Source organism: bacterium, from assembly GCA_030654305.1.
Taxonomy (GTDB): Bacteria; Krumholzibacteriota; Krumholzibacteriia; order LZORAL124-64-63; family LZORAL124-64-63; genus PNOJ01.
In genome coordinates this window covers 1-19,512 of record JAURXS010000374.1, presented here as the reverse complement: position 1 = coordinate 19,512, position 19,512 = coordinate 1, and the positions used below count along the sequence as shown (strand labels likewise).

Annotated in this window: 10 protein-coding genes; all 10 read right to left on the bottom strand. The window is 73.0% G+C overall.

The genetic code is table 11. From position 1 onward, the window contains the following. Positions 1–67: 67 nt before the first annotated feature. A complete protein-coding gene (topA, locus tag Q7W29_10765) occupies positions 68–2,881 on the bottom strand; it encodes a type I DNA topoisomerase (protein ID MDO9172302.1) in 2,814 nt (937 codons plus the stop codon). 10 nt (positions 2,882–2,891) lie between these two features. Next, the gene (secA, locus tag Q7W29_10760; protein ID MDO9172301.1) at positions 2,892–5,942 is read right to left on the bottom strand and encodes a preprotein translocase subunit SecA; all 3,051 of its coding nucleotides are present in this window, start codon (positions 5,940–5,942) and stop codon (positions 2,892–2,894) included. A gap of 67 nt (positions 5,943–6,009) precedes the next feature. Then, entirely contained in the window at positions 6,010–6,669 is a 660-nt protein-coding gene (locus Q7W29_10755) for an SEC59/DGK1/VTE5 family protein (protein MDO9172300.1), read from the bottom strand. Between the two features lie 41 nt (positions 6,670–6,710). Next, positions 6,711–8,897, bottom strand: a complete 2,187-nt coding sequence (locus Q7W29_10750; GenBank protein MDO9172299.1) for a transglycosylase SLT domain-containing protein — start codon at positions 8,895–8,897, stop codon at positions 6,711–6,713. Continuing rightward, complete coding sequence (locus tag Q7W29_10745) at positions 8,894–11,689, bottom strand: FlgD immunoglobulin-like domain containing protein (GenBank protein ID MDO9172298.1); 2,796 nt, start codon at positions 11,687–11,689, stop codon at positions 8,894–8,896. The genes Q7W29_10750 and Q7W29_10745 overlap by 4 nt, the downstream gene beginning before the upstream one ends. 16 nt (positions 11,690–11,705) lie before the next feature. Next, a complete protein-coding gene (gene guaA / locus Q7W29_10740) occupies positions 11,706–13,265 on the bottom strand; it encodes a glutamine-hydrolyzing GMP synthase (protein MDO9172297.1) in 1,560 nt (519 codons plus the stop codon). A 41-nt stretch (positions 13,266–13,306) separates the two neighbouring features. Further along, positions 13,307–14,899 (bottom strand): bifunctional phosphoribosylaminoimidazolecarboxamide formyltransferase/IMP cyclohydrolase, encoded by a 1,593-nt coding sequence (purH, locus tag Q7W29_10735; protein ID MDO9172296.1) that lies wholly within the window; start codon positions 14,897–14,899, stop codon positions 13,307–13,309. After that, positions 14,878–15,783, bottom strand: a complete 906-nt coding sequence (locus Q7W29_10730; GenBank protein MDO9172295.1) for a phosphoribosylaminoimidazolesuccinocarboxamide synthase — start codon at positions 15,781–15,783, stop codon at positions 14,878–14,880. The genes purH and Q7W29_10730 overlap by 22 nt, the downstream gene beginning before the upstream one ends. Then, positions 15,740–18,238, bottom strand: coding sequence for a ComEC/Rec2 family competence protein (locus Q7W29_10725; GenBank protein MDO9172294.1), 2,499 nt, complete (start codon positions 18,236–18,238; stop codon positions 15,740–15,742). Before Q7W29_10725 ends, Q7W29_10730 begins: the two co-directional genes overlap by 44 nt. A gap of 68 nt (positions 18,239–18,306) precedes the next feature. After that, positions 18,307–19,332 carry a GGDEF domain-containing protein gene (locus tag Q7W29_10720; GenBank protein MDO9172293.1) on the bottom strand — a complete coding sequence of 342 codons (1,026 nt, stop codon included), beginning with the start codon at positions 19,330–19,332 and terminating at the stop codon, positions 18,307–18,309. Between the last annotated feature and the right edge of the window lie 180 nt (positions 19,333–19,512).

Here is a 19,512-nt window from a genome sequence, read left to right as displayed (position 1 = left end):
CGGGCCAGCTGGAGGGCCGCCTCGCAGCCCGCCCGGCCGCCGCCGACCACGTGGACCCGGCGGCGGTTCATCGCGAGTTCTTGGGGGGCGCCGCTTTCCGGGGCGCCTTCTTCTTGGCCGCGGCCTTCTTGGTCGGGGTCTTCTTGGTCGTCGCCTTCTCGGTCGTCGTTTTCTTCTTAGTCGTCTGCTTGGTCGGAGCTTTTTTCGTCGTCGCTTTCTTGGTCGTCGACTTCTTGGTCGTCGCCTTCTTCGTTGTCGCCTTCCGGGCGCGGCCGGCCGGTCGGCGGCCCTTCTTCTCGGCCGCGGCGGCGATCAGGACCACGGCCTGCTCCAGGGTCACGGCCAGCGGGTCCTCCCCGTCGCGGAGCGTGGCGTGGTGCTTGCCGTCGCTCACGTAGGGGCCGTAACGGCCCTGGATGACCTGCAGGGGAGCGCCGCTTTCCGGGTGGTTCCCGATCTCCTTGAGGACCGGTTTGCGGTTCTTGTTCTGGATGCGCTGCAGCGCCTCCTCGAGCGTGATCGTGAACAGCGCCTCGGTGCTGTCGATGCTCGCGAAGACGCGCGCCCGCTCGACGTACGGTCCGAAACGGCCCAGCCCGGCGTGGACCGGCTTCCCGGTCTCCGGGCAGACGCCGACGACCCTCGGCAGCGACAGCAGCCGCAGCGCCGCCGGCAGGTCGATCGCGGCGGGATCGGCAGCGCGGCCCAGGCTGACCCGCTTGGGTTTGGGCTGGTCCTCGACGACCTCGCCGAGCTGGAGGTACGGGCCGAACGGACCGGTGCGCACGTAGATGTTCAAGCCGCTGTCCGGATCGCGACCGATGGGCTCATCGGCCCGCTCGCGCGCGGCCAGCAGGTCGGCGGCCCGCTCGGGGGTCAGCTCGTCGATCAGCAGGTCCACCGGCAGCGTGGCCCGGCGGGCGCCCTCGCCGTTGCCGGCCTGGACGTAGACGTAGGTGCGCCCGATGCGCACCTGGAGCGGCTCGCCGGTCCCCGGCTCGGCGCCGATGTCGATGGCGGGGTAGTCGATCAGCGGGAGCTGCTCGTCGACGTCGCGCACCAGGCCGTGGCCCTCGGCCGCGCTGCCGCGGTAGAACGTGTTCAGGAAGTCCACGCGGTCCACCTCGCCCGCCGCGATCCCGTCGAGCGCCTCCTCCATGCGGGCGGTGAACTTCAGGTCGACGTAGTGGTCGAAGTGCTTGCGCAGGAGGTGGATGACCGCCATGCCGATGAAGGTGGGCACGAGCGCCCCCTTGCGCTTCACCGCGTACTCGCGCTGCTCGATGGTGGAGATGGTGGGCGCGTAGGTCGAGGGGCGGCCGATCCCCTCCTCTTCCAGCCGCTTGATGAGCGAGGCCTCGGTGAAGCGGGCCGGCGGGGTCGTCGCGTGCTGCGTGGGCGTGAGCGAGTGCAGGACGGCGGCGTCCCCGGGACGGCCCAGGAACTGGCCCGTCTCGAGCTGGGGCAGCAGGGTGTCCTGGTCCTCCTTGCCGCTGACCTTCAGGAAGCCGGGGAAACGCACCACCGAGCCGTTGGCGCGCAGCATCAGGCTGCTGCCGGCGGCCTTGGCGGTCAGGTCCACGGCGGTGCTGTCCACCACGGCGTCGGTCATCTGGCTGGCCAGGGTGCGGCGCCAGATCAGGTCGTAGAGGGCGCGCTCCTCCTTGTCCAGCCAGCGGGCGACCGTGTCCGGGCTCCGGCGCAGGTCGGTGGGCCGGATGGCCTCGTGGGCCTCCTGGGCCGACTTCGCCGCCGTCTTGTAGCGGCGCGGTCCCTGCGTGTAGTCCGGCCCGTACGCGGTGCGGATCAGCTCGGCTGCGCTGCGCAGCGCCTCTTCGCTGAGCGTCAACGAGTCGGTGCGCATGTAGGTGATCAGACCCTCGCGCTCGCCGGCGCCGAGGTCGACGCCCTCGTAGAGCTTCTGGGCGATCTGCATCGTGCGCCGGGGCGTGAACCCCAGCTGGCTGCTCGCCGCCTGCTGCAGCGTCGAGGTGGTCAGCGGCGGCTTCGGGCGACGGCGCGACTCCTTGCGCTCGATGTTCCCCACCCGCCAGGGCAGCGCCTCGGCCGCGGACGCGGCCAGCGTCCGGGCCATGTCGCCGTCGAGCTGCAGCACCCCGCGAGCGCCGCCGTCGCCCTGCCGGTTGCGGGGCAGCTTGAGCTGGCCGGTGTCGGGATCGAAATCCTTGCTCCCGGCCAGGCGCTGCCCGTCGACGGAGGTCAGGCGCGCGGCGAAGGGCTCGCCGGAGGCCGGGATCAGGGTCGCCTCGAGATCCCAGAACTCGGCGCTGCGGAAGCGCAGCCGGGCTTCCTCCAGCTCGACCAGCAGGCGCAGGGCGGCGCTCTGCACGCGGCCCGCGCTGAGCTTGGTGCGCACGCGCTTCCAGAGCACGGGCGACAGCGTGTAGCCGAAGAGCCGGTCCAGGATGCGGCGGCTCTCCTGCGCCTGGACGAGGTCCAGGTGCAGGTCGCGCGGGTTGGCCAGGGCCTCGAGGATGGCGTGCCGCGTGATCTCGTGGAAGGCGATCCGGCGCACCGGGATCGCGGGCTGCAGGACGTCCAGCACGTGCCAGCTGATGGCCTCGCCCTCGCGGTCCTCGTCCGTGGCCAGCAGCAGCTCGTCGGCGCCCTTGAGCAGCTTCTTGAGCTGCGCGACGTGCTTCGCGTTCTCGCTGGAGACGACGTAGACGGGCCGGTAGCCGTCGTCGGTATCCACGCCCAGGCGGGCCCAGGGCTTGTCGCGGCAGGAAGCGGGGATCTCGGCCGCGGTGCCGGGCAGGTCGCGGATGTGGCCGTAGCTGGCCGCCACCGCGTAGCCTTCGCCCAGGAACTTCTCGATCGTCCTGGCCTTGGCCGGGGACTCGACGATGATCAGCTTCACACGCGTCTCCTCACGTCGCCCGCTCATCGAGCCGGCCGCAGCACTTCTTGTACTTCTTGCCGCTCCCGCAGGGGCAGGGGTCGTTCCGCGAGATCCGGGGCTCCTGCCGCTGGAGGGGCCGCTCGGATCCGGGCGGCGGCACGGCCGGGGACGGCGGGCCGACGGCCTCGTCCACCGGGACGCCCGCCGGGCCGTGCCCGGCGCCCAGGTAGCCGACCTCGTCGTGCCGCGCCTGCAGGCGCGACGGTTCGGGCACCGGCGGCGGCGCCGGCCGGGACACGAGTTCGGCGCGGTAGAACAGGCGCACGGAGTCGCGCTCGATGTTCGCCATCAGCTCCTGGAACATCTTGTAGGACTCGCCCTTGTACTCGACCAGGGGGTCGCGCTGGCCGTAGGAGCGCAGCCCGATGCCGCTGCGCAGCATCACGAGCTGGTTGAGGTGGTCCTTCCAGTGCTCGTCGATGACCTGCAGCTTGACGTAGCGCTCGAGCTGGCGGGTGACCTCGGGCGTCAGGCGCAGCTCCTTGTCGGCGTAGCGGGCCAGGGCCGCCTCGAGCATGTCCTCGCCGAGGGCCGTGTGCCCGACCGTCAGGCGGTCCGCCTTGGGCACCGGCAGCGGCGTCAGGAAGAGCGACTGGAACTCCCGCTCCAGCTCGTCGAAGTTCCAGTCGTCGTTGGCGCGCTCGGGGTCGGTGTGCTCGGCCAGCAGCGCGTCGACCACCGCGGCGATGTCCTCGCGCATCAGCTCGGAGATGTCCTCGCCCAGCAGGATCTCGCGCCGCAGCGAGTAGATGACCTCGCGCTGCTTGTTGACGACGTCGTCGTACTCGATCAGGTGCTTGCGGATGCCGAAGTTGTGGCCCTCGACGCGCTGGGCGGCCTTCTCGATGGCCCGGGTCACCATCGGGTGGGTGATGACCTCCCCCTCCTTGACGCCGAGCCGGTCCATGATCTTGATCAGCTGGTCGGAGTTGAACAGCCGCATCAGGTCGTCCTCGAGGGACAGGTAGAAGATGGAGGCGCCGGGGTCGCCCTGGCGGCCGGCGCGGCCGCGCAGCTGGCGGTCGATGCGGCGGCTCTCGTGCCGCTCGGTGCCGATGATGTGCAGGCCGGCGGGCTCGTCGGCGACGGTCGCCGTGGTCTTGTCGAAGGGCGTGCCGGGGGCCAGCTGCATCAGGTCGCGCAGGTCGATCTTGATGTCGGTGCCGCGGCCCGCCATGTTCGTGGCGATGGTCACCGCGCCGCGGCGGCCGGCCTCGGCCACGATCTCGGCCTCGCTCTTGTGGTGCTTCGCGTTCAGGACGTTGTGGTTGATGCCGCGGCGCTTCAGCAGCCGGCTCAGGAACTCGCTGACCTCGACGGTGGTGGTGCCGACCAGCACCGGCAGCCCGGCCTCGTGCAGGCGCGCGACCTCGTCGACGATGGCGTTGAACTTCTCCTTCTTGGTGCGGAAGATGATGTCGTCCTGGTCGGCGCGGCGCACCGGCTCGTTGGTGGGGATCTCCACCACTTCCAGCTTGTAGATCTCGCCGAATTCGGCCTCCTCGGTCACCGCGGTGCCGGTCATGCCGGCGAGCTTCTCGTACATGCGGAAGAAGTTCTGCAGCGTGACGGTGGCCAGGGTCTGGGTCTCCTTCTCGACCTTGACCCCCTCCTTGGCCTCCAGGGCCTGGTGCAGGCCCTCGCTGAAGCGGCGGCCCGGCATCAGGCGGCCGGTGAACTCGTCGACGATCTGGATCTTGCCCTCCATGACGACGTACTCGTCGTCCTTCTCGTAGAGGGTGTAGGCGCGCAGCAGCTGATCGACGTTGCTGATCTGCTCGTTCTTGACGGCGTAGGCCCGTTCCACCTCGGCGATGCGGGCGGCCTTGGCGTCGCGGTCGAGTTCCTCGTCCTGCTGGATCTCGCCGACGCGCAGGGCGAGGTCGGGCAGCACGAAGAAGTCCGGCTCGTCCTCGGACAGCACGACGCGGCCCTTCTCGGTCAGGTCGACCCCGTGATGCTTCTCCTCGACCACGTAGTAAAGCGGCTCGTCCGCCTCCCACATGGCCTTGTCGCGCATGAAGTTCTCCTCGGTGCGGCGGACGGCGTCGAGCACGCCGGGCAGCTGGCCGAGGCGGCGGAAGCGCTTGTTCTTGGGGGCGCCGCGCGAGATGCGCAGCAGCAGCACCCCGGTGTCCTGGTCCACGGCGACGGGGTCGCCGTCCTCGTTCACGTCGCGCAGGATGCGCTCGGCCTCGCCGAGCCAGTCGTTGATCAGCCGGTTCTGGCGCCGGAAGAGCTTCTCGACCCGGGGCTGCAGCTCCTCGAAGCGGTGGGTCGACTTGTCGACGGCGCCGGAGATGATCAGCGGCGTGCGGGCCTCGTCGATCAGGACGGAGTCGACCTCGTCGACGATGCCGAAGTGGAAGCCGCGCTGCACGAGGTGCTCCCGGCGCACGGACATGTTGTCGCGCAGGTAGTCGAAGCCGAACTCGTTGTTCGTGCCGTAGGTGACGTCGCAGTTGTAGGCCTCGCGCCGCTCGTCGGGCGTCATGTTGTTGACGATGAAGCCGATGCGCAGGCCCAGGAAGCGCAGCACGCCGCCCATCCATTCGGCGTCGCGGCGGGCCAGGTAGTCGTTGACCGTCACCAGGTGGGCGCCCTTGCCGGACAGGGCGTTCAGGTACAGCGGCATCACCGCGACCAGGGTCTTGCCCTCGCCGGTGGCCATCTCGGCGATCTTGCCCTGGTGCAGCACGATGGCGCCGACGATCTGGACGTCGTAGGGCACCATGTCCCAGGCCACCTCGCGGTCCCAGACCGGCCAGGACGTCCGGCGCTCGGCCAGCCGGCGGCAGGCCTCCCAGACCAGGCCGTAGGCCTCGGGCAGCAGGGCGTCGAGGCTCTCGCCGTCGGCGTGGCGGCGGCGGAACTCCTCGGTCTTGGCGCGCAGGGCGTCGTCGTCCAGCGCGGCGAAGGGCGCGCGCGCCAGCTTCACTTCCTCGAGCAACGGCTGCAGGCGCTTGAAATCGCGCTGCGACTTCTTGCCGAAGAGCTTCTGCATCATCGAGGTGATCATCGCGGTCTTTCTTTCGGTTCGGCGCGACGGCGCCGCCGCCTGTCGCGGGCGGCGTCTGCGGGCGCGGTCAGCGCAGCCAGGTGTGGCAGAACTGGATCGCCGCCGCCGAGGCCAGCGGGATCGTCAGGTTGTCCCAGCGGCCCGGCGTCCAGCGTTCCATGATCGCGGCGACGGCGCCCGTCGCCAGGGCGAACGCGGGCTCGCCGCGCAGCACCAGGGCCGTCACGAGGGTCGAGGCCGCGAAGCAGGCGAAGGTCCCGACCCAGGTCTTGCCGCGGCGGCGGATCACCACCGGGGCCCGCGTGCCGTCGTCGCGTTCTAGGCCGAGTTGGCGCCGTCGGAACGAGACCGCCTGCCCCACCACCGCCGCCGCCGAGTCGCCCCAGGCGAGGCAGAGGATGCCGGCGGCGGCCGGCGCCGGCGGGAACAGGAACGAGGCCAGCGTGGCGCCGATCATCATCACCGAGGCGCCGGACAGGTCGTGGCGCTCGTCGCGGCGGAAGATCAGCGGGAATTTCCGGTAGAACCAGAGCGCCCAGCGCTTCATGCGCAGCCGGGCCAGGTCCACGGCCATGACGAACAGCGTCGCCGCCGCCAGGCCGGCCGTGGTCCACGGATCGGGCACCGAGAGGACCCAGACGGCCAGCACTGTCGAGCTGACATGGATCGCCTTGCGGCCCCACTCCACGCTGTCGCGCCAGGTGCGGGCCGGGGGCGAGTGCGGCAACTCTTTGTCTTCTATAGTCATAGGGGCGCGCCGGTCTTGGGTCAGTCCAGGACGACACCGGCACCGAGCGCGCCGGCAGCGTCGTTAAGTATCCAGTCGTAGACCTCGCGGTCAATTAAAACCTTCTCCACGTACTGGCGCGTCTCAGCATAACCGATCCATTCCAGGAACGCCTGGCGGCCGGAACGGCGGCCCAACTGGCCGGTCCAGCGCCCCACCGCGGCCGGTCCCGCGTTGTAGGCCGCCAGGGTCCGGTACGGGTCGCCCCGGTAGCGGCGCGCGTTCTCGTCCAGCAGGGCCCGGCCCTTGCGCAGGGACGTCGCGCTGCGCCGCCAGTCCACGTCGCCGTCGCGGCGGGCCCCGTCACGGTAGTGGAACGGCATGATCTGCATGTAGCCCAGGGCGCCGGCGTGCGAGCGCACCGCGGGGTCGAAGAGCGATTCGTTGCGCGCCACGGCCAGGGCGAGCCGGGGTTCGGCGCCGCCGGCCAGCAGGGCCGCCACCTCCCCGCCGGAGGGCACGGGGAAGACCAGCAGCAGGCGCTCGTCCTCGCTCAGCATGCCGCGCGGCGTCCGGGTGCCGGCGGCCAGCCGTCCCCGGTCGTCGCCGGCCAGCAGGGCCGCGCCGAAGAGGGCGTGCCTCACGAGCTCGTCGGCGTTGGTTTCCACCAGGTCGGGCACGGGCGAGGGTTCGCCCGGCGGCAGCACGGGGCCGGTCGCCGCCGCCGCCGCCGCCAGCAGCCAGAGGGCGACGCGCTCCCCGCAGCCGGCGGACGCCAACGCGGTGCCGCAGGCCGCCGCCGCCGCCCGCCGCTGGTCCGAGAGCCGGCCGGCGGCCGCCACGGCCTGGAGCAGGGTGTCGTAGGCGGCGGCCGCGGGGTCCGCGGCTCTGGCCTGCGCCAGCGACCGGCCCTGCCGGGCCCAGACGCGCCAGACCGCCGCTTCGACGCCGCGGGCGCGGGCGGGGAAGTCCGGCAGCCCGCGCGCTTCGAGGTCCGGCGCGCGCCCCCGCTTCACCTTGGCGCGGGCGGCCGCGACCCGCGGGCCCTCGCTCTCGCGCACGACCGGCGGGCTCCAGAGCCCGTCCAGTTCGGCCCGGATGTCGGGCCGTCCCTGCTGGTCCGCCAGCGAACGCGCGCGGTCGATCTCGGCCCGCACCCGGTTCAGGACCGTGGACCGCCCCGAGCGTTCCGCCAGCAGCAGCGCCGTGCGGAAGTCGGCGAGGGCGGCGCCCCAGAGGCCTTCACCGGCGCGCCGGTCGCCGGCGCGCCGCAACAGCCAGGCTCGGTTGGCGACGGCCAGTCCCGGCAGCGCCGACAGCGCTTCCGCCTCCTCGGCCGACGACCCGGCCAACCGCAGGCGGCCCTGGAGCCACCAGTCCTGCAGTTCCTCGTCGGCGGGCGGGTTGGGGTGGTCCTGGAAATGTCGCCGCAGTTCGGCCCCGTCCAGCAGCCGGGCGCCGAGCCCGGCCTTGACGTCGTCGGGCACGGCCAGTTTCTCGAGCTGGTTCGCGGCGAGCGCGTCGTCACCGGCCGCCACCAGCCAGCGCGCCCAGCGGGCGGGCTGCGAGGGCAACGACAACGGATCGCTGCCGGTCGCGGCGGCGCGGGCCCGCCAGAGTTCCCAGCCCGCGTCGCGGTCGCAGGCGTGCAGCGTGAGCAGTTCCTCCCAGGGACCGGCATCCGCCGCCGTCGCGGCCAGCGCCCGGCGGCGCAGGCTCCAGATCAGGCGCGTCTCGTCGGCCAGACCGTCCAGCGCCAGCACCGCGTCGGTGGCCGTGAGCGCGGTCGCGGTGTCCCCCCGGTCCAGGGCGCCGAAGACCGCCATGCTGGTGCGCTCGTAGGACAACCAGTTCCGGGCCGCCGAATCCCGGGCGTCGGGCGCCAACCCGAGCCGGGTTTCCGTCCAGGCGGTCGCCAGATCGTCCCACCAGCCGGCGGCGCGTTCCGGGTCGCCGCCGTTGACCGCCACGAAGAGCGGCCAGGCGGCGAGCCCGGATCGCTCCGTTGCGGTCAAGCGGAAGAGGTTGTCCCAGGCGCCGCTCCACAGGGGCGACCAGGCCGGGCGTTCGAAGAGGTTCCCGGCCCAGCCCCGCGGCGTGAAGGCGGCGGGACCCTGCGCGATGTCGCCGACCCGGAAATCCTCCAGGCACGGGTCGACCAGCAGCGCGGCGCGGACCGGCGCGGCGGCGGCGGCGAGCAAGAGCAGCGTGGTGAGCAGGCGCTTCATCGTTCCAGGGTCGCCTTTCTGGTCATGACCGAACCTCCGTGTTCCAGGCGCACGATATAGACGCCGGAGGGCAACCGCCGCCCCCGGTCGTCGCGACCGTCCCAAGCGACGACGAAATCGCCCGCCGCCAGCTCCCAGGCGCGGACCCGGCGACCGCGCAGGTCGTGGATCGCCAGACGCGCGGTCCCGGCCGCAACGGAGACCGGCACGCGGATCAGTCCACGGCCGGGATTCGGCGCCGGCAATCCCAGCGCGGCGGCGGCGGGCGTCGCCGGCGCGTGGACGGCGACGGGCGTGGCCACCTCTCCCAGCGGCAAGCGGAGTCGGGCCCGGACCAGGGCCCGCGTGGTCGCGGCGAGGGGCGGCACCAGCATCTGCCCGGCTGGCACGAAATGCTGACTGGCGACGGGGCCGCCCGGAGGCGCCCCCTCCCAGACCGTCACCCAGGACGCGCCCCGATCGAGGCTGAATTCTACGGTGAGCGTGGTCGGCGACTCCCACGGCCAGGTCACCAGCAGGCCGTCCGCCGCGGGGTCCCACACGGCGCGGCAGGGCCGCTCGGCATCCTCGGCCGGGACCAGCGCGAGGTCGGCGACCAGCCAGCCGCGGCCGCGCCAGAGCGGGTCGCTGGCGAAGCGCAGACGCAGGCGCGCGCCGTCGGCCAAGGCGGCGGGCAGGGGCACCACGTCGGCCCGCCAGAGCGGGCGGTCGTCGGCGAGCAGTTCGCCGGGGCCGATGAACGCCGGCCGGCCGAACAGGGGATTGTCGACGTCCCGCGCCATGGAGCCGGGATACCCGCCGCTCGGGACGAGGGCCACGATCGTGCCGTCGGCTGCCAGGGCCTCCAGCACCGCGCCGTCCGCGCCGAGGCCGGGACTCCAGAGCAGGGCGTCCAGCGCATGGACGATGCGCAGGGCGCGCCCCTCGCCGCGCCAGGCTGGGCTGACCAGCACGGCTTCATCGCTGTTCCCGTACGTCACCTCGGGCCAGTCGATCGGCGTCGCGGCGGCGGCGTCGGTGCAGGCCAGGACCGGCGACGGCAGTGCCATGTCCCAGAGGTGCCAGGTCGTCCCGCCGTCAGACAGCACGTCCCAGTCCCCGGGCCAACCCGCCGTGCTGAAGGGATCGTCAGCCTCGCGCCACAACCAGCTCCGGGTCTCGCTGCCCAGCACCGCTCCGTCGCGGCGCAGCTCCGCGACGAAGGTGGTCGCGGCGCCGGCCGGGGGATCGCCGGCCGGCAGCCAGCGGATGGGCGTCGCGGGGCGCCACTCCCCGGGCGCGGACTCGATCAGCTCGCGCGTGACGGCGGAGGTGCCCGGCGCGAATTCGCCCCAAGGCGTGGCGCCCCCGTCGAGCCCGAGGGTGATCGCGAGGGGGGCGGACGCCAGATCGGGATCGCGGACCAGCAGGTCGACCAAGGTGTCGCCGGGGGCCGGCACCAGGCGCAGTTCGAGCGCGAGCCGGTGCCCGGCCGTGACCCAGGCGACCGACAGTTCGTCGCCTTCCCGCGTCAGGGTGCAGGCCACGCCGCTCGGTCCCAGATAGCCGTGGCTCGACGGCGAGGTGCCGGCATTCCAGTCCACGGGGCCGGCGGCGGCCGAGAAGGCATCTCCCGCGTCGCCGGCGGCGAGACCGGCCGCGACGTCCTGGTCGCCGTCCGCTTCCACGAGCCGGACCCGCAGGTGGCGCGTGCCGAGCGCCGACTGCGCGTCGTCGGGCAGGTCGCCGTCGACGTGGCAGATCACCAGGGAGGGGTCCGGCAGCACCGGGTCCCAGGGCGGCGTGCCGCCGCGCCGCTCCAGCAGGAACCACTGCCCCGGGTTGAGCGGCCCCGCCGGCAGCCGCCAGACTTCGCCGGCCGGCAGGACCTGCGGCCCGTCGCCCCGCCCGACCAGGACGCGCTCGTCGCGCCAGCCGAGCTGCAGCGCGCTCTCGGCGTCCGGCAGCGCCGGCGCGTGGTCGCCCGCGCCGTCGCGGGCGCCGCCGGCCATCAGGCTGAAGGCGCCGAGCCCGCCGCGGGCCGTCGCTTCCCCGGTGCCCGGCAGGAACACGTCGTAGCGGTCGTCCAGTCCGAAGAGGTGGGCCGTCTCGTGGGCCCAGATGCCCAGGCCGCTGCGCAGGCTGGCCACGGCGTAGACGGCGGCGGCCGTGCCCGACTGCACGACCGGGTCTTCGAGGAAGTACTGCAGGGGGACGACCACGCCCGCGGGTTCCCCCTCCCAGCCGGCTTCGGCGTGCAGGATGAGCACGCCGTCGACCTCGCCGTCGTCGTCGGGGCTGCCCGGCACCCCGTCGGCGCCGTCCCGATCGGCCGCCGCGAACGGCACCCCCAAGGCGGCCGCCTCCGCCAGCGACCGCTGCGCCAACAGGCGCGTCCTGGTGAAACCCTGCAGACCGAGATCGGAGTAGTCGCCCGGCGAGCCGGGCAGGTGCACCAGCGGCGACAGCACCAGGCGCAGGCCCAGCCGGCCGCGGGAGGCCGCGTCGACGTAGCCCTTCAGCGAACCGGTTCCCTCCAGCAGGCGCGGCGCCAGATCGCGCGCCGCCTCCCAGGCGGCGGGCAACCGTTCGCCGTCGAAGTCCACCGGGATGACCAGCAGCCCGAATTCCGCCGCGGCGTCCTTGTCCAGCGCGCGCGCCTTCAGAGCGGCCCGGCGTTCGCCGCGCCATCGCGCCAGATCGGGGTCGGCGGGGTGATGGGGGTCGGTCGGCTGCGCCGCGACGGACGCGGCCGCCCCCCAGAGGGCGGCCGCGACGAACAGGTGCAGGCCGGTGCGCAGGCGCGTGTTCATCCCGTTTCGCCCGATCTCATTCCCACTCGATGGTGCTCGGCGGCTTGCTGCTGATGTCGTAGACGACGCGGTTGATGCCGGGCACCTCGTTGATGATGCGGTTGCCGACGCGTGCCAACACGTCGTCGGGGATGCGGGCCCAGTCGGCGGTCATCCCGTCCAGGCTGGTCACCGCCCGCAGGGCCACCACCGCCTCGTAGGTGCGCTGGTCGCCCATGACGCCGACGGTGCGGACCGGCAGCAGCACCGCGCCCGCCTGCCAGATGCGCTCGTACTGGCCGGCGTCGCGCAGTTCCTGGATGAAGATATGGTCGGCGCGCTGCAGCAGGCGGACCTTTTCCGGCGACACCTCGCCGAGGATGCGCACGCCCAGGCCCGGGCCCGGGAACGGGTGGCGCATGAGCAGGCTGTCGGGGATGCCCAGGCTGCGCCCCACGGCCCGCACCTCGTCCTTGAACAGGTCGCGCAGCGGCTCGATCAGCTCGAACCCCAGTTCGGCGGGCAGGCCGCCGACGTTGTGGTGGGACTTGATGACGTGGCTCGGGCCGTTGATCGACACCGATTCGATGCGGTCCGGGTACAGCGTCCCCTGCGCCAGGAACGACACCTCCCCCAGGTCCCGCGTCGCGTCCTTGAAGACCTCGATGAAGGTCCCGCCGATGATCTTGCGCTTGCGCTCGGGCTCCTCGACGCCGCGCAGGGCGGTCAGGAAGCGGTTGCGCGCGTCGATGCGGCGCACGGGCCGGTGCAGGAAGGCGTTGAGGTCGCGCTCGACCTCGCCCGCCTCCCCCAGCCGCAGCAGCCCGTTGTCGACGAACACGGCATGCAGGCGGTCGCCCACGGCGTGGTCGATCAGCGAGGCCGTCACGGTGGAGTCGACGCCGCCCGAGACGCCGCAGAGCACCTGGCCGTCGCCGACCCGCTCGCGGATCTCCGCCACCGCTCCGGCCACGAAATGCGCGGCGGACCAGTCGCCCGCGAGGCCGCAGACGCCGCGGGCGAAGTTGCGCAGCAGGGTCAGCCCGTGCTCGGTGTGCGCGACCTCGGGGTGGAACTGCACGGCGTAGATGCGGCGCGCGGGATCGCCGGCCGCGGCGAAGGGGATCGAGGCGGAGCGCGCCAGGACGACGAAGCCCTCGGGCAGGCGGGCGACCCGGTCGCCGTGGCTCATCCACACCGGCTGCGCGGACGGCGTGCCGTCGAACAGGGCGTCGTCCGCGAGGCGCTCGATCTGCGCCGGGCCGTACTCTCGGCGGTCGGAAGCCTCCAGGGCGCCGCCGAGGCGGCGGCAGATCAGCTGCATGCCGTAGCAGATGCCGAGCAGCGGCTTGCCCTCGGCCAGCAGTCCGGCGTCGAGGTCCGGCGCACCGGGGTCGTCGACCGACGACGGCCCGCCCGACAGCACAATCCCGCGGACGTCGTCGCGGCCGAGCAGCTCGCGGGCCCGCGAGAACGGCGTGATCTCGCTGTACACGCCGAGCTCGCGCAGGCGGCGCGCGATGAGCTGCGTGTACTGGGAGCCGTAGTCCAGGACCGCCACCTGGGGCTGGTCGCGGCGGCCGCTCGCGTGGGTCATGGTCCTCCTGCGTCGGGCCGGCGGCGACGCGCCGGCCGGGCTCAGTGGCGGAAGTGGCGGCGATCGGTGTGCATCAGGGTCACGCCCAGCCGCTCGGCGGCCGCGATGACGTCGGCGTCGCGGATCGAGCCCGCGGGCGCGACCACGGCGCGCACGCCGGCGGCGTGCAGCTCCTCGATGCCGTCCGGGAACGGGAAGAACGCGTCCGACGCGCAGGCGCAACCCGCCAGCGCGAGCTCCCGGTCGGCCGCCTTGCGCACCGCCAGGCGCGCGCTGTCGACGCGGCTCATCTGGCCGGCGCCGACGCCGAGGGTGCCGGCGGCGTCGCCCAGCACGACGGCGTTGCTCTTGACGTGCTTGCAGATCCGCCACAGCAGCCGCAGCGCGCCGGCGGTGCCCGCGTCCGGCGTGGGGCCGGCGACGTGGCGCCAGGACTCCAGCTCGGGGAAGCCCTCGTCCTCGTCCTGGTGCAGCTGCACGTCGCCGAAGATGCGCACCTGCCCCCAGGTGGCGGCGCGGAACGCTTCGCGGTCCAGCGACAGCAGCCGCAGGTTCTTCTTGCGTCCCAGCAGGTCCAGCGCGGCCTCGGTGAAGGCGGGCGCCACGACGACCTCGCAGAAGCGCGCGTGCAGCTCCTCGGCAACGCCGGCATCCACCTCGCCGGTGAAGGCGAAGACGCCGCCGAACGCGGCATCGGGGTCCCCCAGCAGCGCGCGCGCGAGGGCCGCCGTCGCCGTGGCCCCGAGGCCGACGCCGCAGGGGTTGGTGTGCTTGATCGCGGCGCAGGCGACCTGCCCGCCGACCTCGAGGTCGTCGACGAGCTTCACCGCGGCGACAACGTCCACCAGGTTGTTGAAGGACATCTCCTTCCCGCCCAGCTGGCGCAGCCCCATCCCGATCAGCGGGTCCTCGGTGTCCTCGCCGGGGAGCATCAGCTCGGCCTTCTGGTGGGGGTTCTCGCCGTAGCGCAACTCGATGCCCAGGATCTGCTCGTGATCGTGGTCGTGATCGTGGTCCGGGTCGTCGCAGCAGGCGTGCCCGCCGACGAACCAGTCCGCGATGGCGGCATCGTAGTCCGCCGTGACGGCGAACGTCGCCGCCGCCATGTTGCGGCGGAATTCCAGGTCCGGGAAACCCGCGTCGCCCGCGATGGCCTCGAGGAAGTCGTCGTAGAACGCCGGGTCCGGCAGCACGCAGACGCGGGCGTGGTTCTTGGCGGCGGCGCGCAGCAGGGACGGCCCGCCGATGTCGATCTTCTCGATCGCGGCCGCTTCGTCCGCGCCGGCGTCGACCGCCGCGGTGAAGTCGTAGAGGTTGACCACGACCACGTCGAAGGGCAGCACGCCCAGCCCGGCGGCCTGGGTCAACGCGGCCTCGTCCGGCCCGAGGATGCCGCCGAAGACCAGCGGGTGCAGGGTCTTGATCCGCCCCCCGAAGATCTCCGGGAAGCCCGTCACCTCGCTCACGTCGCGCACGGCGAGCCCCTCGTCGCGTAGCGAGGCCGCGGTGCCCCCGCTCGCGACCAGCTCGTAGCCGCGGCCGTCCAGGGCGCGGGCCAATTCGCCGAGGCGGGACTTGTCGGTCACGCTCAACAGGGCGCGGCGGCGGCGGTTCAGATCAGGGCCTGGTGCCATCTGCGGGCCTCCTCGGCGAACAGCAGGTTCAGGACGTCCTGGTAGCGACGGGCCGTCCGCTCGAGGATCTCCGCCGGCAGGCGGGGCGGCGGCGGCTCGTGGTTCCAGTCCAGGGTGTCCAGGTGGTTGCGCAGGATCTGCTTGTCCCAGCTCGGCGGCTCCTCGCCCGGGCGGTGCTCGGCCGCGGGCCAGAAACGGCTGGAGTCGGGCGTGAGCACCTCGTCGATGAGGGTCAGCTCGCCGTCGACCAGGCCGAACTCGAACTTCGTGTCGGCGATCAGCACGCCGCCGGCGCTCGCGTAGGCGGCGGCGCGGCGGTAGAGGTCGAGCGTGACGTCGCGCAGGCGGGTCGCGTCCGCCTCGCCGACCAGGGCGCAGGCGCCCGCAAAGTCGATGTTCTCGTCGTGGCCCTGCTCGGCCTTGGTCGAGGGGGTGAAGATCGGCGCCGGCAGGGGCGACGACTTCTGCAGTCCGGACGGCAACGCGTGCCCGCAGATCGTGCCGTCCCGCTGGTAGGAGCGCCAGCCGGACCCCGAGAGGTACCCCCGCGCGATGCATTCCACCGGGAAGGGGGCGGCCTTGCGCACCAGCATGGAGCGGCCGGCCAGCACGTCGCGATGCGCCCGGAACGGCGCCGGGAACAAGTCGGGTTCGGCCGTCACCAAATGGTTGGGGATTTCCTTGAAGAAATCCATCCATGCCATTGTCATCACGGACAATACCACGCCGCGCCCAGGCACGATCTGGTCCATCACCACATCGTAGGCGGAGATGCGGTCGGTCGCGACGATGAACAGTTCCCGGCCGAGATCGAAGATCTCGCGCACCTTCCCCCGACGATCAGGCATCAGGCCGAGATCGACCGTGCTGCGGAGGCTGGACATGGGGCTCCCGGTTCGGTTGGACGGTGTCGGGCAGGGGTTCCGATCGCGCCGTCGGCGCGACGCGCGCATGGTACGCAGGCCCCCTGCCGGTGTCAAGCGACGCCGCCGACGGCGTCACGCGCGAGGTTTCGATCTGCACCGAGGCCGATCCCCGCCATCGCAACCGCACGGAACCCACCAGATCGGTGCGCAGGATCGGCAACGTGTCGCCGCGGGACAGGAAGGGGCCGTGACTGGGATGGCCGTGCGAATTCTCGACCCCGCAACTGATCAGGACCAGGCGCGGCGACACGGCGTCCAGCAGGGCCGCGCCGCTGGAGGTGCGGCTGCCGTGGTGGCCGGCCTTGAGCACCTCGATCCCCCCCTCCGGCGCCGGCCAGCCGCTCGCGAGCAACCCGGCTTCGCCCGCCACCTCCAGGTCGCCCATCCACAGCCCCACGGTCCGACCCGCGCGGCGCAGGGCGAGCACGACGGAACGGTCGTTCTCGTCGGCGGTCGTCGCCTCGGCCGGCAAGGCGGCGAGGCAGAGCAGGTCCCAGCCGCCGCCGGCATGGACGACCGTGCCCGGCGACGGGCAGGCGGCAGCGGCCCTGCTCTCAGGGGGAGCGGCCTCCCCTCCCACGACCCAGGCCTCGATTTCCCGTCCGGCGGCCACCTCCGTCGCGCCGCCGTCGTGGTCGTCGTGCCCGTGGGTCAGCACCACCGCCGACAGTTCGCGCACGCCTTCGCGCCGCAGCCAGGGGTCCAGCACGCGCTCGAACTGCGATCCTCCCGGCCACGACGGCCCGGTGTCCACGAGCACGGCGGTGCGGTCGGGGAACACGAAGACCGCGGCGTCCCCCTGCCCGATGTCGGCCTGCAGGACCGTCATGTCGCCGCCCGGCGCGGTCCGGCCGGTCAGGGTCATCCCCGCGGCGCACGACAGGGCGGCCGCGCCCGCCGCGACGCGCAGCCATGGCGGTGGGCGCGAGCGCAGGGCCGCGGCCAGCAGGAGGGTGCCGGCCGCGAACAGCAGCATCGAGGCGGGCGTCCATCCCGGCAGCCCGACCCGACCGTCCCCGAGGGATCCCAGGGCGGACGATCCGGCGGCCAGCAGCCGGATGAGCAGCCACCCCAACGCCGCCGCCGCCTGCGCCAGCCACGGCAGGGGCACGGCCAGCAGGGCGGCGGAAACGGCCCACACCGCGCCGGCGAACGTCGGCACCGCGACGAGGTTCACCAGCGGCGCCAGGGGATGGATCCAGCCGAAGGCGGCGGCGGTTTCCGGCAGCGTGGCCCAGGTCGCGCCGACGCTGACCAGCAGGGGCGCCGCCACGAACCGCACGGCGCGGGGCGAACCCGACAACCCGTCGGCCAACCGCAGCGCGCCGATGATCCCGCCCGCGGCCAGGTAGCTGAGGCGCACGCCGGGATCGCCCAGGCAATCGGGTTGCCAGAGCACGGCCAGCCAGATCAGCAGCCCCAGGGAGCGCAGCGCGTCATGGGCGCGCCCGAAGGCGACCCCGGCGACGGCCAGCAACCCCAGCCCCGTGGCGCGCAGCGCGGAGCCCGCCAGACCGGTCAACACGGCGTACACCGGCAGCAGCACGCCCAACCAGAGGCTGCGGACCCAGGGCCCGACGGCGAACGGACGCAGCAGCATCAGCGCGAGCGCCGCCACGAGCCCGACATGGAGCCCGGACACGGCGAACAGGTGCGAGAGCCCCAGTCGCGCGAACGGGTCCCGCAGGTCGCGCCCGCTGGGATCCTTTTCCCCCAGCAGGATCGACCCGAGCAGCACGGCCTCGCGCGGAGGCATCAGGACGGCCAACCGGTCCAGGATCGCCGCTCGCATCGGCGACAGCGCTCCCGATGAGACGGCGTCCAGGACGCCGCCGCCGACGCCTTCCACCGTCGTCGAATCCAGGCGCCCGTGCCAGACGAGCCCCCTTGCCCGCGCATAGGCCGACGGGGAGAAGCCGCCCGTCAGCGACGCCCCCGGCGGCACCGTCGCGACGAGATGCCCGCCGACGACCTGCCACAGCCGGGGCGGCGCTCCCCGCCCCTTCAGCAGCACGCCCTCGCCCGGCCGGGGCCGCGCCGCGGCCTCGCCCCGCAGGGAATCGCCCACCGCCAGCAGCACTCCCGGCGCCGACCAACCGCCGCCGCTGCGGCTGGGCCACCCGCTGATCCGCAGCAGGGCGCCCACGCCGGCCTGCCGGCGATGCGAGGGCGCCCACGCCGCGGTCACGATGGCGTCGGGACGATGCAACGCGGCCGCCGTGGCCCTCCCCGCCTGCAACGAGGCCCCCAGCGTCACGACGGCCACGACGGGAACCGCCGCCGGGCCGCTCCAGAGACCCACCAGCAACGGGCTCGCGGCACCGGCCCGCTGCCAAGCGGCCGCCGCTGCACCCGCCTCGCGCCAGTCCGCGAACGGCGCGGACGACCGCCGGCCTAGGTCGTACCCGGTCATCGCGAGGACCGCCCAACCGAGCAGGGCGTAACGGCGGGCGGCGCGATCCAGGACGAGGCGGACCCGACTCAGGGGGCCTGGTAGCGGGGCAGGGTCAGGATGGGATCGCCTTCGGGATTCCAGAGGTGGCAACGGTTGCGGCCCCTCTGTTTCGAGAGGTAGAGCATCTCGTCGGCGCGGCGGTAGAGATCGTCGAGCGTGTCGCCGGCATCGGGGAACACGACGCCCCCGCAGGAGACCGTCAGGCGGATCGGTTCGGCCGCCGCCGGATCGGCCAAGCGCAGGTTCGCGACGCGGACCTGCAGACGGGACACGATCTCGATCACCGCCGCCGGCAGCGTGTCCGGCAGCACGAGGGCGAATTCCTCGCCCCCCACCCGGCACACCAGATCGATGCGGCGTAGTCCCGCCAGCAGTTCCCGGGCCACGGCCTTGAGCACGCGGTCCCCGGCGGGATGGCCGTACTGGTCGTTGATGGCCTTGAAGTGGTCGATGTCGGCCAGCAACAGGGCGACCGTCGATCCGCGCCGACGCGCCCGGTCGAGTTCGAAATCGAACTGCGAGTCGAAGAAGGCCCGGTTGCGGACCCCGGTGAGCGGGTCGGTGTGCATCAGCCGGTTCATCAGCGTCCGCTGCTGCCAACCGTGGGTAACGAACCGCGCGACGCGCCGGCCCAGCTGCAGCATCTGGCGGTGGTCGCGTTCCGCGGGCACCAGCAGGTAGAGCAGCCCGGCCTCCCCGGCCGGCCCCGGTTCGACTTCTTCGAGGGAAGGCGGCGCGAGGAAGGGGACGGCCAGGACGGAACCGGTGACCGGTCCGCTCAACCGCGCCCGCAGCGGCGGCGGCAGTTCCCGTTCGTCCGCGATCCAGATGGCCTCGCCCACCCCGCGAGACGCCGCCCAGAAGGGCCGGACACCCGAGCCGCCGGCGAACACCCGCTCGAGATCGGCATCTGGCTCCAGCGGCGGGTGCAGTTCCAGGTACAGGGCGAGGCCCGGCAGGTCGGGTTCCAGCATGATCAGGATCTCCTGCAGGACGCGGGGGATCCCGCCGCCGACCTCGCTGGAAGCCTGCAGGGCCTGGGCCCGTTCCATGGCTTGCATCAGCCGTTCGGGCGCGTTAAGGTCGTGGCCGCCCGACGCCGGCAACCAGGCACCTCCTGGTGCCCCTCGCGGGGTCCCATTCGCTGGTACGGCCGGCGGGTGCGGGAGCACCGTGATGGGACCGACCCGGTCGGCGGGTTCGATCGGGTCCGACAAGTTGCCGAGATCGAA